The 16,007-nt window shown below is 57.4% G+C and carries 13 protein-coding genes; 7 read left to right on the top strand and 6 right to left on the bottom strand.

Annotated features, from left to right (window positions below):
• Positions 1 to 222 precede the first annotated feature (222 nt).
• The 4 genes from AO242_RS02690 to AO242_RS02710 form a co-directional block, all read right to left on the bottom strand.
• The gene (locus AO242_RS02690) at positions 223 to 1,587 is read right to left on the bottom strand and encodes a heavy metal sensor histidine kinase (protein WP_099267576.1); all 1,365 of its coding nucleotides are present in this window, start codon (positions 1,585 to 1,587) and stop codon (positions 223 to 225) included.
• Complete coding sequence (locus AO242_RS02695) at positions 1,584 to 2,267, bottom strand: heavy metal response regulator transcription factor (RefSeq protein ID WP_099267577.1); 684 nt, start codon at positions 2,265 to 2,267, stop codon at positions 1,584 to 1,586. Before AO242_RS02695 ends, AO242_RS02690 begins: the two co-directional genes overlap by 4 nt.
• A gap of 231 nt (positions 2,268 to 2,498) precedes the next feature.
• Positions 2,499 to 5,600 (bottom strand): multidrug efflux RND transporter permease subunit, encoded by a 3,102-nt coding sequence (locus AO242_RS02705; protein WP_099267579.1) that lies wholly within the window; start codon positions 5,598 to 5,600, stop codon positions 2,499 to 2,501.
• Positions 5,597 to 6,757 (bottom strand): efflux RND transporter periplasmic adaptor subunit, encoded by a 1,161-nt coding sequence (locus AO242_RS02710; protein WP_099267580.1) that lies wholly within the window; start codon positions 6,755 to 6,757, stop codon positions 5,597 to 5,599. The genes AO242_RS02705 and AO242_RS02710 overlap by 4 nt, the downstream gene beginning before the upstream one ends.
• Before the next feature lie 250 nt (positions 6,758 to 7,007).
• On the opposite strand from AO242_RS02710, the gene AO242_RS02715 reads away from it, so the two are divergent.
• From AO242_RS02715 to AO242_RS02745, 7 genes are all read left to right on the top strand, one after another.
• A complete protein-coding gene (locus AO242_RS02715) occupies positions 7,008 to 7,376 on the top strand; it encodes a hypothetical protein (RefSeq protein WP_099267581.1) in 369 nt (122 codons plus the stop codon).
• Positions 7,377 to 7,810: 434 nt separating this feature from the next.
• Complete coding sequence (locus AO242_RS02720) at positions 7,811 to 8,395, top strand: fimbrial protein (protein ID WP_099267582.1); 585 nt, start codon at positions 7,811 to 7,813, stop codon at positions 8,393 to 8,395.
• 179 nt (positions 8,396 to 8,574) lie between these two features.
• Entirely contained in the window at positions 8,575 to 9,324 is a 750-nt protein-coding gene (locus AO242_RS02725) for a fimbrial biogenesis chaperone (protein WP_099267697.1), read from the top strand.
• A gap of 243 nt (positions 9,325 to 9,567) precedes the next feature.
• Positions 9,568 to 12,015: a fimbria/pilus outer membrane usher protein gene (locus AO242_RS02730; protein WP_257153367.1), complete on the top strand. Its 2,448-nt coding sequence runs from the start codon at positions 9,568 to 9,570 to the stop codon at positions 12,013 to 12,015.
• A complete protein-coding gene (locus AO242_RS02735) occupies positions 12,012 to 12,743 on the top strand; it encodes a fimbrial biogenesis chaperone (protein WP_099267584.1) in 732 nt (243 codons plus the stop codon). Before AO242_RS02730 ends, AO242_RS02735 begins: the two co-directional genes overlap by 4 nt.
• A gap of 312 nt (positions 12,744 to 13,055) precedes the next feature.
• A complete protein-coding gene (locus tag AO242_RS02740; RefSeq protein ID WP_306475035.1) occupies positions 13,056 to 14,042 on the top strand; it encodes a fimbrial protein in 987 nt (328 codons plus the stop codon).
• A gap of 102 nt (positions 14,043 to 14,144) precedes the next feature.
• Complete coding sequence (locus tag AO242_RS02745; protein ID WP_099267699.1) at positions 14,145 to 14,369, top strand: hypothetical protein; 225 nt, start codon at positions 14,145 to 14,147, stop codon at positions 14,367 to 14,369.
• A 440-nt stretch (positions 14,370 to 14,809) separates the two neighbouring features.
• Here the strand turns inward: AO242_RS02745 and AO242_RS02750 are convergent, their stop codons facing one another.
• Together AO242_RS02750 and AO242_RS02755 are read right to left on the bottom strand one after the other, a co-directional pair.
• Complete coding sequence (locus AO242_RS02750; protein WP_099267585.1) at positions 14,810 to 15,562, bottom strand: YkgJ family cysteine cluster protein; 753 nt, start codon at positions 15,560 to 15,562, stop codon at positions 14,810 to 14,812.
• Positions 15,563 to 15,668: 106 nt separating this feature from the next.
• On the bottom strand, positions 15,669 to 15,989 hold the full coding sequence (locus AO242_RS02755; protein ID WP_099267586.1) for a hypothetical protein: 321 nt from the start codon (positions 15,987 to 15,989) through the stop codon (positions 15,669 to 15,671).
• Positions 15,990 to 16,007: the final 18 nt, after the last annotated feature.

Raw genomic sequence — 16,007 nt, forward strand, 5'->3', positions numbered from 1 at the left:
CGTGAACACGTTTTATTTGCTGGAGTGTTGTATCTGTAAAAAAACACATGCCTGGACGCTCATCCTTGTGGGCGCCGGGCTTGCCCGCAATACATGAGACGCACCTGGAAAATAGACTGCGTCATTGTTTATCGCGCGCAAGTCGGATCGCCGCACGGTGTGACCCCTCAGGATTGAATTCCAGGCCCGTTAGTCAGGTGTGGTTTGCTTCAAGGAAAACCATCACAACGGCAAGTTGATCCCGAAGGTATTAATACCCTCGCGGCTGTGCACAAATACGCTGCCGCCATGCATCAGCGCAATGGCTTTGACGATGGCCAGTCCCAGGCCATGGTTGGCACCGCTGTTGGCGCGCGAGGCGTCCACCCGGTAAAAGCGTTCGAACAGCTTGGGCAGGTGCTCGCTGGCGATCTGCGGACCGGGGTTGGCGACGCCCACACTGACATGATCGGTCTGCTCGGCAATGTCCACGCGAATCGTTCGCCCAGCCTCGGTGTGTTGCACGGCATTGTGGAGCAAGTTGATCAGCGCCCGACGCAAGTGGGCCTTTTCCATGGGCACACGAGCGTCACCGTGGACTTCGACGCGCACCTGGGCATCCTCAAGAATGAAGTCCAGATAATCCAGTGTGGTCGCCACTTCCTCAGCCAGAGACGCGCACGTCAGTTCCGTTACCTTGCTGCCTTGGTCAGCGCTGGCCAGGAATAGCATGTCATTGATGATCGAGCGCAGTCGTTCGAGCTCTTCCAGATTCGATTGCAGCACCTCGAAGTAGTGTTCCGCCGAACGCCCTCGGGTCAAGGCCACCTGAGTCTGGCCAATGAGGTTGGTCAGCGGCGAACGCAGTTCATGGGCGACATCCGCGTTGAAGGATTCAAGCCGCGCATAGGCCTGCTCGACTCGCTCGAGTGTCGAATTGAATGAGGTTACAAACTGGTTCAGTTCCGGTGGCAGGGGCGTCATCTGCAGGCGCCCGGAGAGTCTGGGAGGTGTGAGCTTGCGCGCCTCCAGTGAAAGGCTGGTCAACGGCCGCAATCCAATACGCGCGGCCCAGTAACCCAGCACCGACGCCAGCAGGATACCGAGCGTCGCGAATCCGATCAGAGCGATCATCAGCGAGTGCTGGGTTTGCAGAAATGTATCGGTATCGACGGCAATCAGGAAACGAAGAGGCGGGCGTTGCTCCCTGGCGTCGAACTGGCTGACCAACACCTTGAACGGATATTCGTGCCCGGTAATTCGCAGTTCACGCATGCCCAGAGGGCCATTGGCGAAACGACGAATGTCGGCATCCGGGTTGCCAAATTCATAGACCGGATTGTCGCTGACCACCCAGAAACGCAGGCGCTTGTCTTCTTCGCTGAGAAGCTTCAGCTTGTTTTTGATCCGGCCCCAGTGCTCGACGTCGCTGTGGCGATTGACCGCAGATTCCAGCACGCTGTAGCGGGCTTCCGCCTCGGCTTCAGGTAGCAGCGCCATGCTTTTATCAACCTGCAGATACAACGCCCAGCCGATCAGGGTAAAAACCAGCAACGCCACGAGCGCGAACAGGCCGCTCAGGCGCAGGGCGATGGAGTCCGTCCTCACTGCGGCTCTCCGGCACGACTTTCAAGCACGTAGCCCATACCGCGAATGGTGTGCAGTAATTTCTGCTCGAAGGGGCCGTCCAGCTTGGCGCGTAGCCGTTTGATCGCAACCTCGACGACGTTGGCGTCACTGTCGAAATTGATGTCCCAGACCATCTCGGCGATGGACGTCTTGGAGAGAATTTCACCCTGGCGGCGCGCCAGCACACTGAGCAACGAGAACTCCTTGGCTGTCAGGTCCAGACGCAGCCCGGCGCGCGTTGCCTTGCGGCTGATCAGGTCGATCCACAAATCGGCAATGCTGATTTGCATGGGTTCGTGACCGCTGCTGCGTCGGGTCAGCGCTTGCAGGCGAGCAACCAGTTCAAGAAATGAGAACGGCTTGCCCAGATAATCATCGGCACCTTCGCGAAGGCCGCGGATACGGTCATCCACTTGCTCGCGGGCGGTGAGCATGATCACAGGCGTTTGTTTACGGGCGCGCAACGTGCGCAGTACCCCAAAGCCATCCAGACCGGGCAGCATCACGTCGAGAATGATCACCTCGTAATCGCTCTCCAGCGCCAGATGCAGGCCTTCTATGCCGTCGCGAGCGAGGTCTACGGTAAAGCCTTGCTCGGTCAGACCGCGACGCAGGTAATCAGCGGTCTTCTCTTCGTCTTCGATGATCAGGACACGCATGGGGCAGGGTCTCGATAGGTAAACAATAACTTTTTAAATACAGCGGACCTTGTTGGCTCTCATTAAGCAAATTACAACTTACTGAATATGGCGTTTTCTGTTGGAGCGAGGCTTGCCCGCGAAGAACGATCACGCGGTGCGCCAGGCTCATCGAGTCGACGCCTTCGCGGGCAAGCCTCGCTCCAACAGGCCCGGTAGCGATGTGTCAGCGGAAATGTCCTTTGCTGGTAATCATTTGTTCATTACCAAAGAAGGCTCGGCCTCATCCTTGCGCTTATGAAACACCCGCTCCAGCTGCAAGTAGATCACCGGTGTCGTAAACAGTGTCAGCATCTGGCTGACCAGCAAACCACCCACGACGGCAATCCCCAGCGGCTGGCGCAGTTCGGCACCCACACCGTAACCGAGCATCAAGGGCAGTGCGCCCAGCAAGGCCGCCAAGGTGGTCATGATGATTGGACGGAAACGCGTCAGGCAGGCTTCATGAATTGCATCCAGTGGGCTCATGCCTCGGTCACGCTGCGCCTCGAGGGCGAAGTCCACCAGCAAAATACCGTTCTTCTTGACGATACCGATGAGCAGCACCACGCCGATCAAGGCCATGATCGAAAAATCCTGCCCCATCAACCACAGCAGCAGCAACGCGCCGATACCCGCCGAGGGCAGGGTGGAAATGATCGTCAACGGGTGGACGAAGCTTTCGTAAAGCACACCCAGAATGATGTACACCGCCACCAGCGCCGCCAGAATCAGCCACGGCTGGTTGGCCAGTGAACTCTGAAACGCCTGCGCCGCCCCCTGGAAGTTACCGATGATGGAAGCTGGCATGCCGATCTCGTTTTTGGCCTGATCGAGCATGCGCACCGCATCTCCCAACGCCACACCGTGCGACAGGTTAAACGACAGGTTGGCGGCGGGGAACATGCCGTCATGGGCGATGGACAAAGGCCCCATGGTCGGCGCGCCGACCTTGGCCAGCGCCGACAGTGGCACCATCTCGTTGGTCAGGGGCGAACGCAGATAGAAATACCCCAGGCTTTCGGCCTTGCCGCGTTGTTTGGCGTCCAGTTCCAGAATCACTTTGTACTGATTGATTTCAGTCTGGTACTCGCTGATCTGTCGCTGGCCGAAAGCGTCGTACAGGGCCTGATCGACATCGTTGGTCGTCAATCCGAAGCGAGCGGCAGCGCTGCGGTCGATATTGATATGGGTAACGCTGCCGCCCAGTTGCAGGTCATTGGACAAGTCACGGAATGCCGGGTTGGTGCGCAGTTTTTCCGTCAGGCGCTGGGTCCAGGTATTGAGGAGCGGACCGTCATTGCTTTTGAGCACATATTGATACTGGCTGCGGCTCGGACCGGGGCTCAGGTTGATGTCTTGCCCGGCGCGCAGGTACAGAACGATGCCGGGAATCTTCGCCAGCTTCGGACGTATCCGGTCGATGAACTCACTTACAGAAACGTCGCGTTCACCCCGGGGTTTAAGGGAGATCCAGAACCGCCCGTTGGCGATGGTCTGGTTGCTGCCGCTGACCCCAACCGAATGGGAGAACGCCTGCACTGCCGGATCGGCACCGATGATTTTCGCCAGTTGCAGGTGTTTTTCCACCATGTCGGGATAGGAAATATCGGCGGCCGCCTCGCTGGTGCCAAGGGCGAATGCGGTGTCCTGTACCGGAAAGAACCCTTTGGGGATCAGTACGTAGCCAACGCCTGCCAGCACAAATGTCAGCCCGAAAACCCCGAGCATGATCCGTTGATGGGCCAGGGCCTTGTTCAGGCCCCGCTCATAAAGTGCCAACAGGCGTTCGCTGAAACCTGGCTTTGCATGCGGATCATGTTTCGGCGCACGCATGAACAGCGCCGCCAGTGTCGGCGCCAGGGTCAGTGAAACGACAACCGAAATCAGAATGGTCGCGGTGGCAGTGAGGGCAAACTCCTTGAACAGCCGCCCGACCACGCCGCCCATGAACAGCAACGGAATAAACGCCGCCACCAACGAGAAGCTGATAGACACCACCGTGAAGCCAATTTCGCCAGAGCCCTTGATCGCCGCTTCGCGCATGCCGTCACCGGCTTCAAGGTGTCGGTGAATGTTCTCCACTACGACAATGGCGTCGTCCACCACAAACCCGACCGCCACCACAATCGCCACCAGCGTCAGGTTGTTCAGGCTGAAACCAAACACGTACATCATCGCGAAGCTGGCGACCAGCGAGACGCCCAGCACAGCGCTGACAATCAGCGTGGCCGACAGCTGGCGCAGGAACAGCGCCATGACCGCGACCACCAGCAGAATGGCGATCACCAGGGTCATTTCCACTTCGTGCAGCGAGGCACGAATGGTTCGTGTCCGGTCATTGAGCACCGAGACGTCGACCGAGGCCGGAAGCATTTCCAGCAGACGTGGCATCTCGCGCTGAATGCGGTCCACGGTTTCCACGATGTTGGCACCGGGCTGGCGGAAAATCGTGACGTTGACGCCTTGCTGATCGCCCGACCAGGCCTGCACGTAAGCGTTTTCCGAACCGTTGATGACCCGCGCCACGTCCTTCAGGTGAACAGGGGCGCCGTCCTTGTAGGAGACGATCAGTTGCGCGTAATCCTGAGGCCGAAACAGTTGATCGTTGGAGGCAATGGTGGACACGCTGTCCTTGCCATACAGCGCACCTTTGGCGAGGTTGAGACTGGTCTGTTGCACCGCGACGCGGATATCGGCAAGGGTCAGGCCCAGTGCGGCGAGCTTCTCCGGTGCTGCTTGCACGCGAATCGCGGGCCGCTGTTGACCGGTAATGAACACCTGACCCACACCGTCGATCTGGCTCAGTTGCCGCGCCAGCAACGACTCGGTCACATCGCTGAGTTCAGTAGGCGGCATCAGATTGGAGCTGACGCTGAGAATCAGCACCGGGCTGTCCGCTGGATTGACCTTGCGCCAGGTCGGCAGGTTGGGCATGTCAGCGGGAAGGCGGCCCGCTGCGGTATTGATCGCGGCCTGGACTTCCTGCGCGGCGGTGTCGATGCTTTTGTTGAGGGTAAATTGCAGGGTCAGGTTGGTGGAGCCCAAGGCGCTGCTGGAGGTCATTTGCGTCATGCCGGGAATGGCGCTGAATTGCACTTCCAACGGCGTCGCGACTGATGAAGCCATGGTTTCCGGGCTGGCACCGGGCAACTGCGCGGTGACCTGAATGGTCGGGAACTCGGCCTCAGGCAGCGGCGCGACGGGCAGGCGCGGGAACGCAATCGCCCCCAGCAGGACCATGGCAAACGTCAGTAATAACGTGGCGACCGGATGGTCCACGCACCAGGCTGAAACCGATCCACGGCCCTTCATCGTGTGCCGTCCAGTTCTGCCGTCTGGCTAGTCTCTGTCGTGTTACGCAGCACTTCGATTTTCGATCCTGCCTTGAGTCGTGACTGACCGTCACTGACCAGCACGTCGCCCGCCTTGGGGCCGGAGATCAGCATCAGGCTGCTGTCCTGATACAGCACCTGCACCGGAACCACTTCGACCTTGTCGCCGTTGACCCTGAACGCGAAGTGTTGATCGATGCCGCGTTGCACGACCTGCGGTGGCACTCGCAAGGCATCGCGGTCTATGGCTGTCTGGATTTTTACCGTGACCAGTTGACCTGGCCACAACAGCTGTTTCGGATTATTGAATTCGGCTTTGGCGCGAATGGTCCCGGTGGTGGCCGAGACCTGGTTGTCGATCAGGGTCAGCTTGCCGTCGCCCAGCAATGTGCCGTTATCGCCATCACCGAGGAAGGCTTTGACGGCTGCTGGCGAGCTTGAAGCAATCAAACCTTGCAGCGTTGGCAGCATTTGTTGCGGCAACGAGAACTCCACCGAGACCGGATCAATCTGCGTGACCGAAAACAGGCCCTGAGCATCGCTGACGCGCAGGAAATTGCCTTCATCGACGTTGCGAATCCCGACCCTGCCGGTGACCGGTGAGCGAATCTGGGTGTACGAAAGTTGCACTTGAGCGGCGTTGATCGCGGCCTCGTTGCCCATCGCTGTGGCTTTGAGTTGATGAACTGTGGCTTGCTGCTGATCGAAAGTCTGTTTGGAGATGCCATTGTCTTCACTGAGCAGCCGATAGCGCTTCAGGTCTATCTGGGCCATGTCCAGCTGTGCCTTGCTTTGCGCAAGCTGAGCCTTGGCCTGTTCCAGCGAGGCGCGAATGGCCCGGTCGTCAATCGTCGCCAGCAAATCGCCGACTTTGACCGTTTGCCCTTCCTTGACCAGCACTTTGGTGAGGATGCCATCCACTTGCGGGCGAATGATCACACTGTGCAAAGACAGCACCGAGCCGATACCCGTGACGAAACGCGGCACATCCTCCTCGGTCACCTTGACGACTTTGACCGGCACCGCCGTCGGTGTGCTGACTTTTGCCGTCGCCGGACGAGTCAGGGTCCAGCTGGATACACCGATCAAGCCCGTGATGACAACAACGGCAAGAACGGTTCTGGTCTGTTTACGCATTCGAGAGACGCCGGAAAGTCGGGGAAGGAGGGTCGTTGTGGATGGCGCTTCTCTTATAGCCCGTCAACCCGGTCAGCAGGGTGACGGCCACCTGTCAGAATTGTCAGCAAGAAAGGCGCAACGCGCACGAACGTTATCAAGAAACACGGGCTGGAGACGATATCTATAGAAAGGAATTCTCGGGAAATTTTCCTGCTTGTTCCAGTTGGTTTTCTTTGCTGATCAAAACGTACCAGGTTGGAGCAAGCCCATGAAGTGCAGCGTCTCAAGCGGGAACCGTTGGTTTGAAGTCGTTCATGAGGCGCGCAAGGTCATCGCCGTTCTGATTGTTGGTCCTTTATGCCTGAGTGCGTTTACCGCATCGGCCGCTAACGGTCAGCTGAGTTTTAGCGGGGCCGTCAACAATGCCAGCTGCGCGGTGCTGCCGACGAGCCTGGTTGGAGGGGTCAACACTCAACGGGTCAACGTTTCCGCCCATATGTCCATTGTGGTTGATACGGCGCAAAACGCCTGTACTGGCTCCGTCATCCCGTTCTCGACACAGTATCAGGCGCTGCCAGTATCATTATCGAAGGGCAACCCGGCGGGTGCCGGGGTTCTGACCCTCACGTATCAATAGTCTCCTGGCAAACACGTCCGCGCTATCGCCTGACAAACGTTGGACCTGCAGGAGCGACCGGGGTGGCGCTCCTCCGAGCAGGTCAGATGTTTACTGCATGAACGCTCGGCTCCTCTTACCTAATCCCTCCGCTAATCTGATACCTGTCGAGTGAGTGACAGCTCTGGTTGCAAATAAAGTTGATCGTTGTAGCAATGTCGTCAACTTTATGTGAAGTATTGCCTGACCTTTTTTATCGGGTATTATCTCAGTGTCACGGTTTATACGGGCTGCAAAAGAGTTGCGGTTATTCCTACGGAAAGTTCCTGCAAGTTCCGTGGCTTATTCCATGTGATTAAAGTAATAAAGCCGACATCGATCCACAAGATCGAACCTTATAGTGCGTGGCGTCCGATTTAGGGCATACACGGAATAACACAAGGAATGTCGTTACTATGAAAAATATCACTCTTGCCCTGGCCGTTAGTGGCGCTTTGGCTTTGAGCCTGGCTAACACCGCCAATGCTGCGAACAATGGTGTGCTGAAGTTTTCCGGCACGCTGACCAACATTTCCTGCAGCGTTTCTCCCGGCGCAGGCACCGGCCCGGGCACCGCGCCTGGCGATATTGCAGTCGATCTGGGTAACGTTTCGTTCTCTGATATTGGTACCTCTGGCGAGAATAAACTGGAGACGGCGACTCCCATTCAGTTGTTGGTCAACTGCACTGCGGGTGCCGATCAATACAATCTGGTGAAGATGCGCTTTAAAGCCGGTATGGGCCATGGTACCGATGACAATGACAGCAAGTTACTTCGCGTAACCGGTTCGGCAGGTGGTGTTGCCATTGGTGTGCTTAACGCTTCGAATCAACTGATGGATTTGTCTGGAACCGGTACCATAGACAAGCCGCTGGTCAAGGACAGTGCGAGTGGTGCCACCGCTGAGCTCAACCTGGCGGGGGTCTACATGCTGAATGGCACGGTAACCCGCCCAGGTACGGCCATGGGCGACCTGCCGTTCACTCTGGATTACGAGTAATACGCCGCATGGAGCGAGCATTGCTCGCTCCATCTCGGGTTACCTACTCCATCGAACATTGAAGGGTATGGACGTTCGCAGGGGCGGCTTAAGCCGTGCGCGGTTTGATCCCGGCCCTGCTGACCGTGTCTGGTCAAGACACTGTGGGATTTCATACCGAGTACAAGGCGAGCGCCAGCATGTTTTTGTTTTTCTACCGTCGTATGGCCCGGTTGGCTGCAGCGGCTTTATGGTCATTGCTGTTCTGCGCCAGCGCGCAGGCCAGCATCGTAATAAATACCACACGCATCATTTATCCCGCTTCAGACAAGGAGGTCAGTTTCGGCGTACATAACGCAGGAAATAAAGAGATCCTTGTGCAAAGTTGGCTGGAGCCAAGCGCCGAACATACAGATCCGAATAACCTGCCGTTTGTGATAACCCCTGCGATTGCCCGTTTAGCCAGCGATGGCAGACAACTGGTGCGTATTATCTATGCGGGCAAGGACATGCCGCAGGACCGCGAATCAGTACTCTGGCTCAATGTTCAAGAGATTCCTCAAGTGGCCGCGCAAAACACATTGCAGATCGCCATCCGGCAGCGCATGAAGCTGTTCTTCCGGCCCAAAGGGCTGGTAGGCGATGTCGCCGAAGCGCCGGAACATCTGCGCTGGAAGCTGGCGGCAGATAATAAGTTGCACGTTGAAAATCCGGGGCCGTTTCACGTTTCAATGGTCATGATTACCGCACAGCGTGCGGGCAACCAGTTGCTGAACCAGGACAGTCAGATGATAGCTCCCGGTCAGCAACTGCAACTACCGTTAAGTGCGTTCGGCGATGGAGCGACGTTGAACTTCATTAGCATCAATGATTTTGGCGGTCAGGTTGCATACCGCACCACCCTGAAATCTGGCGAGATCACACAGGCCGTCAAGGTGGAGCCTCGATAACGGTCACGTCGTTTTTCGTCACTGCGTTACTTACCCAATTCAAGCCGCGTCACGCGCAATGGCTCAGTAGTTGTGTGCCTGCCTGAAAGGGATTCGGGCAAGGCTCAGAACTTCCAGATCGAGTGGAAACAGCTAATGGAATGGCTTTACAAAAACATTGGGGAATCAACTCCGGGATCCATTCTGCGCATAGCAAAGGGGGTCAGATTCAAGTCGGTAACCGGCGGTGTGGTTCTGGTCGTCATGCAGGTGTTTACAGTGCAAGGCTGGGCGATCGAAAGTCCGCCTGTTAAACCGGTAAGGTTTAATACAGCATTCATCCAAGGCAGCGACCAGCCTCCAGAACTGACTGAATTCCTGCAGGCCAATACGCTGTTGCCTGGAACGTATCGGGTGGACATTTATGTCAATCGCGCATTGAGCGGTCGGCGCGATATCGTCTTTGCCAGCAACCCGATATCTGACCGTATCGAACCCTGCCTGACGCTGGAGATGCTTCAGGCTTTCGGGCTTGATCTCAATCGCCTGTCAGTTGACCCGACAACGCAAAGCGCACAGGCATGTTTCGATTTGCCTGCCAATGTCGAGTTCGCCCGGGTTGAGTACCAACCCAATACGCTTCGCCTCAACATCAGCGTGCCGCAAGCTGTCATGCAGCGCAGCGCCAGAGGTTATGTACCTCCGGAGTTGTGGGATGGGGGCGAGTCCGTCGGCTTTGCCAGTTACTCGTTCAACGCTGTTCGGCGTAGCAATCAGCGGGAGAAGACTGACCAGTATTACCTGGGGCTGCGCAATGGCCTCAACCTCGGCGCATGGCGGCTGAGGAACGAGTCCTCTCTGGTCTATGGCGACAATCAGTCTTATCGCTTCAGTAGCAACCGGACTTATCTGCAACGGGATCTGAGCACATTGCGCAGTCAACTGACACTCGGCGAAACATTCACCGACTCGCAAATCTTCGACAGTGTGCGTTTTCTGGGTGTGGGAGTGAGTTCCGACGATGCCATGCTGCCCGACAGTGAGCGCAACTATGCGCCGGTGATTCGCGGTACCGCTGAGACCAATGCGTCGGTTGAGGTTCGTCAAAACGGTTTCCTGCTCTACAGCGGCAACGTTTCACCGGGGCCGTTCGAGATCAATGACATTTATCCGAGCGGTTCCAATGGTGATCTGCAGGTCACCATCATTGAAGCCGACGGTCGTCGGCGCTCTTTCACCCAAGCCTATGCTTCGCTGCCGGTTATGGTCCCCGAAGGCGCATTTCGTTACAGCCTTGCGGCAGGGCAGGTCGACAGCGGCAGCGATGACGCAGCGACTCCGACCTTTGCCAGCCTTGCCCTGATTTACGGCGTGTCTGAACGGATCACGAGCTTTGGCGGTTTGCAGTGGGCTGAGGATTACCAGGCAACCAATGTCGGCGCCGGTCTCAATACCGGGTACGGGGCACTGTCAGCCGACCTGACCCACTCCGTCAGCGAGATCGATGATCAGCGGCAAGCGGGGCAGAGTGTACGCCTGCGATACGCCAACACCTTGAATGCCACTGACACTACCTTCGCAGTGGCGGGTTATCGCTATTCGACCGAGCGCTATCTGTCCCTCAACGAACATGTCGAATCCTCACGAGCGCGGTTCCGTCGGGCGATGACTGGCCGTCCCAAAGACCGCATGGAGCTGACCGTTACGCAGACCTTGCCTGCGCATTACGGCAGCCTCAGTCTGACCGCGTCCGAACAGCGTTACTGGAGCCTTGGTAGCAAGACTCGACAATTTTACCTCGCGTATAACGCTGCCTGGCGGTCGCTCAGTTACAGCTTGTCCCTGGAAAACAATCGTCAGTCTGGTCGGGACGGGCAGGCTGAAAATGACAACCGGGTCGCGGTCAGTCTGACCTTCCCGCTGGGGGAAAACTCCAGTTCTCCTCGCTTGTCCTTCAATGGCGTACGCGACAACGCGGGCGAATACAACGCTCAGGCAGGCATCAGTGGGCAGGTTCTCGATCAGCGTCATGCGTTCTATTCGGTGCAGGCCGGACACGACAGCAGTTCCGGAAGTTTTGGCTCAGGAAAAATCAACACCACGCAGCCCTATGGCCGCTTCGAGGCAGGCTACAGTCAGGGCCGTGATTACGATGCTTTCAGCCTTGGGGCTTCCGGGTCTGTGCTGGTTCATGGTGGCGGCATAAACCTGGGACAGTCACTGGGAGAAACCTTTGCCTTGGTGGAGGTCCCTAAGGTCGGCGGTGCCAGACTGACCAGCTTCAGTAATGTCGAAACTGCTGCCAATGGATATGCCGTGCTGCCTTACGCGCAGCCCTATCGAAGCAACTGGGTCAGCCTGGATACCCGTCAACTCGGCGCAGACGTTGAACTGGATAACGCGGTTAGCCAGATTGTGCCGAGTCGTGGCGCGATGCCGGTGGTGCGCTTCAAGGCTTCAACCGGACGTCGTGTGCAATTTGAACTGGTTCAGGCCGACGGCAGCAAAATCCCCTTGGGCGCGAGTGTCGAAGCCCTCGATGGCAAGGCCCTGGCGGTAGTCGACCCGACAAGTCGGGCGCTGGTTCTCAGCGAGCAGGACCACGGCGAGTTGCGGGTAAGGTGGGCCGGTCAAAGCTGCCGTGCGCCTTTCGCCCTCCCCGCCCGTGATCCTTCACGTGCCTACGAACGCATTCGGGTGATCTGCCAATGACGAAGCTCATTTATCTGGGCCTCGCCGCCTTGTTATCGAGTTTTAATCTGCAGGCTGCTGTGTCTCTGAGCGGGACACGCCTGATCTTTGATGGCCGTTACCCTGAAGTGAGCCTCGAAGTCGCCAATCGCAGTGACCGTGAAGTGTTGATTCAGGCCTGGTTGAGTGCCCCGGCCAATACCGACGGCGATCTTGAAGATGCCGCTGCCGAGCTGCCCTTCGTGCTCAGTCCGCAGCTGGCGCGCCTCGACGCCCGCGGCAAACAGACGCTCAGGGTTTTGTATCAGGGCCAGGGTATGCCGCTCAACGAGGAATCCTTGCTGCACGTGTATGTGCTGGAAATACCAAGGCGTACCGAAGTCACTAATGCGCTGAACATTGCGATTCGCCAGCGCATCAACCTGTTCTATCGTCCTGCCGGGCTTACCGAAGACCCTGCGGCAACCGCTTACCGTCTGCGCTGGACGCTGGCTTCCACCTCGTTACGCGTGAGTAATCCGACTTCTTACCATGCCGCGTTACAGGATGTGCGGTTGGGCGGGGTGGCTGCCAGGGACTACCTGCTGCTGGCGCCAGGTGCCAGCCATGAAATGGCTGTTCCTGCCGCGGGCGGAATACGGAGTCTGTCGTTCAAGGCGCTGAACGATTATGGCGGCGCGGACGCTTATTGCGCGGCGGGCAAGAGCGATGGTTTTGACAACACTGAACACCGGCAAAAGGACTGCTGAATGATGAATACCTTGTTCCAGACTGCACGCAATTTTCTGAACTCAAGCGCCTTTCCTGTAGAAGTGCGCTCCTATAAAGCAAAATATAAATCACTGAATAAACGGGGGAGCTGTTGGAGCGAGTGGGCGGCAATCCGACTTGCCCGCGAACCAATCGACTCGGTAGGTCAGACGCACCGCGCTATCGTTCTTCGCGGGCAAGCCTCGCTCCAACAGTCCAATGTTTGTTTCGCGACAGCGGGGTGCCTGGGACACAGCGCTGCCTCCCACATTAAATCGAGTTTGCCGCGCAGCTGCGGGGCGCCTTGGAGACTGGGCGGCTCCTGCAGAGTATTGTTTCTGCTTGCTCTGTTATTTACCCCCGCCACCAGCTTCGCAATGATCTGCAAAACCCAGGGCGCAGGGGAAACGGTGGTTCGTGGCGATCTGGACAGCAGCGTGGCTATCCCGGCCAGCGCGCCCGACGGAGATATTGTCTGGCGTTCTGAACGGATGGACCTTCAGGTCGAGTGCATCAAGGACAGCGAGCTATCAGCGCAGGAGGAAATTTTCCTCTACCTCAACCCGGACAACCTGAAGATAGGCCAGGGCATTCGCGCCGGTCTCACGTTGGCGGGAGTCGATCATTCGCAGAGCAGCGGGCGAATCAGTACCGGCCAGTACCTGCCTGTTTGTCACGAAGGCGCGGAGAACATCGGTGCCTGCCCCAAGGCCCGATTCAATCTCGCGTTTTCCGTGTTCATTCAGAAGTTCGGGCCGACCCCTCATTCCGGTATCGCCAGTGATCTGCTTGATTACCGGTTATTCCAGCTCGACAGTGGCAAGGGGCTTAATCCTCTGCCGGATCACAGCCTCAGTTACCGCATCAATAACCTGAACGGGCTGCGCTTTGTGGCGTGTGATGCACAGTTGCAGGTGGTGCCTGAAACCCTGGATTTCGGCCACATAGGCATTCAGCAGGTTGCGGTGGGCAAGGTCATTGAGCGCCGTCCGTTTTCGCTCGTCACCCGACGCACCTGTGATTCGCCGTTCAGCCTGGGCGCGCGCTTCAAGCCAGTCAGTGGCAGGTTGTCTGGGGACTACCTGATCCCTGCAGCCAACGACGGTGTCGGTATCCGCATTTTGAAAGCCCGAGATGATTCGGTGTTGAGCTACAACGAACCTTTTCATCTTGCCGATCTGCTTAACGATACCCAGGCGGCCACTGTCGACTTCAATGCCGAGCTGGTCTGGCAGAAAAACAACCCCCAAGCCGGGCCATTCGAGGCCGAAGTAATGGTCGATCTGTTCTACAAGTAGCTTCAGCCGATGAGAGGCTTGGCCCGGTGCAGGCGGAGGGCAAATGATTCAGGTATGCTGCGCGACCTTTCGACGACTGATTGCCAATTTCTGGAGCTTTTCATGACTTCTACTGACTCAACACCGGCTCCTGAAACCGTCGTCGCCGAGGATTCGGCTGCGGATAAGAAAGCACCGATCCCTGCGTTCAGCTTCCCTTTCAAGCCCGCTGACTTCGCGCAATCGAAAAAAGACGAGCCCTGGTATCAGAAGTCGAACAAGCACGGGCACAACAAAACCCCGGGCGCCGCTCCCCACGGAACGCGCAAGTCGATGGGCAAGCGATAAGCAGGATTAAATCATCTGGCCTGGAATGAGATTAATCGTGGGAGATTCCATGGTTGTCTTCAAGCTTGGTCTTGTAGGACCGGCTTTAGCCGGGAGAGCGGTATTTTTGACGAAGAAAATTTAGCGAATGTACCGACGTCCTCCCGGCTAAAGCCGGTCCTACGGGATTGTGGAACCTGTGGGAATTTATTCGCGAAGAGGTCGGTGATTCCATTGCATATCCACAAATTGGAAAACCTTGTTCGCGAATGAATTCGCACACAGCTCCTGCGCCATTTCGTAGGACCGGCTTTAGCCGGGAGGACGTCAGTACATCCGCTAAACATCCATCGCAGAAATACTGCCCTCCCGGCTAAAGCCGGTCCTACAAGGTCAATAGCGCATGAGCAAGCTGCAGGCCAACATAGAATCTTCCACAGATACTTCGCCCGTCAGGACTATCAACTCGCCTGCAGCGGTATGAACATGTAACCCGCAGGCTCGCCCGTCGCCAGTTCGGCCCCAGCCACATTCAGTGTCTCGATCACGGCGTCGCCTGCCACATGAAAGGTCCAGCCATTGCTTGTCGGGGCCGCATCGGTGTTGTCCACCAGGTCCATGACAGCAGTGGCAAAGGCATCCATATCCGGTAAGTACGCAACGAACCCATTGCCTTTCAAGGCCGTGACGCGAATCCCCAGCCGTTGGCAGATCGCCTCTTTGGCACCGATGTCTTCCCGGTCAGCCTGGCGAGACTGCTCAATCAGGCGGCTGAGTTCGGTATCGACCAACTGGCCGCCGACGATCAAATCCGGTCCTTGCTCCCATGCCTCGGGCGGACAGTCCTTGGCCTCTGGGCGTAGTGGAATGTGCGGGTTGATTTCCATCGGGTAGATACGGCATACCAGCGGGCGCCGCTCATAAATGCCGCAGCGATTGTCTGCGTCAAGATTCCGGCAAGGTCCTTTGTTATAGGCCGCGAAAGTGATCGCGACCTGCGCCTGGGTCACACCACTCTGGACCAGCGTCGAGCGGCGTGTCGCGTGGGTCAACTGACCCTCTGGCAAGCCGTAGCCATCAGCCAGAAATGCCTCGATCAGGATGATCAGCGAACCGCCGTCAGCCGCCCATTGCAGGGATTCCCCGAGAGTGAGTGGCACATGATGGTCGCTGCAGCAGCGGCCGCAACCGGTGCAAGAGTATCGCGTATTCATTGCAATAAAGGTCCGTCATGACAGACGTCGAACGCGACAGAAACCAGACCTGCCGGAACGACTGAGACGGTGTTCGAAGCAAGTTGTGAGCCAGCGAGCGCGATGCTTACTTTTTCACAGTGGCGGGAAGCTCGGTCCACTCACTGACCGTGGCTTTCTTGCTCGTTCGGTTGTAAAGGCACAGCTCGGCTCCGGGCTGGTTTTTCATATGCGGCTGTGGGTAACGGCCTCTGAGCATGAGCGCTTCGTACCCGACATGGTCGTCAAACCCCGCCTTGCCGACAGCGCGCACTTCTTTGAGCTGGCTGGCTTTCATGCAACTGTCGATAACCGCTTTGTCCAGTGCCTTCCAGGCGTCTGTGCTGGAAGCATTGGCCTGGCTGGCGAGTGTCGCCGAGGCGATCAGCAGGAAGGTGGACGCTTTCATTGTCGTTCTCCATGAACA

The organism is Pseudomonas sp. ICMP 561 (genome assembly GCF_002699985.1).
Lineage (GTDB): Bacteria > Pseudomonadota > Gammaproteobacteria > Pseudomonadales > Pseudomonadaceae > Aquipseudomonas > Aquipseudomonas quasicaspiana.

Coding starts and splice junctions, on each gene's coding strand:
- AO242_RS02695 (WP_099267577.1), bottom strand. CDS start 2,267: ATGCGTGTCCTGATCATCGAAGACGAAGAGAAGACCGCTGATTACCTG.
- AO242_RS02705 (WP_099267579.1), bottom strand. CDS start 5,600: ATGAAGGGCCGTGGATCGGTTTCAGCCTGGTGCGTGGACCATCCGGTC.
- AO242_RS02710 (WP_099267580.1), bottom strand. CDS start 6,757: ATGCGTAAACAGACCAGAACCGTTCTTGCCGTTGTTGTCATCACGGGC.
- AO242_RS02715 (WP_099267581.1), top strand. CDS start 7,008: ATGAAGTGCAGCGTCTCAAGCGGGAACCGTTGGTTTGAAGTCGTTCAT.
- AO242_RS02720 (WP_099267582.1), top strand. CDS start 7,811: ATGAAAAATATCACTCTTGCCCTGGCCGTTAGTGGCGCTTTGGCTTTG.
- AO242_RS02725 (WP_099267697.1), top strand. CDS start 8,575: ATGTTTTTGTTTTTCTACCGTCGTATGGCCCGGTTGGCTGCAGCGGCT.
- AO242_RS02730 (WP_257153367.1), top strand. CDS start 9,568: ATGCAGGTGTTTACAGTGCAAGGCTGGGCGATCGAAAGTCCGCCTGTT.
- AO242_RS02735 (WP_099267584.1), top strand. CDS start 12,012: ATGACGAAGCTCATTTATCTGGGCCTCGCCGCCTTGTTATCGAGTTTT.
- AO242_RS02745 (WP_099267699.1), top strand. CDS start 14,145: ATGACTTCTACTGACTCAACACCGGCTCCTGAAACCGTCGTCGCCGAG.
- AO242_RS02750 (WP_099267585.1), bottom strand. CDS start 15,562: ATGAATACGCGATACTCTTGCACCGGTTGCGGCCGCTGCTGCAGCGAC.
- AO242_RS02755 (WP_099267586.1), bottom strand. CDS start 15,989: ATGAAAGCGTCCACCTTCCTGCTGATCGCCTCGGCGACACTCGCCAGC.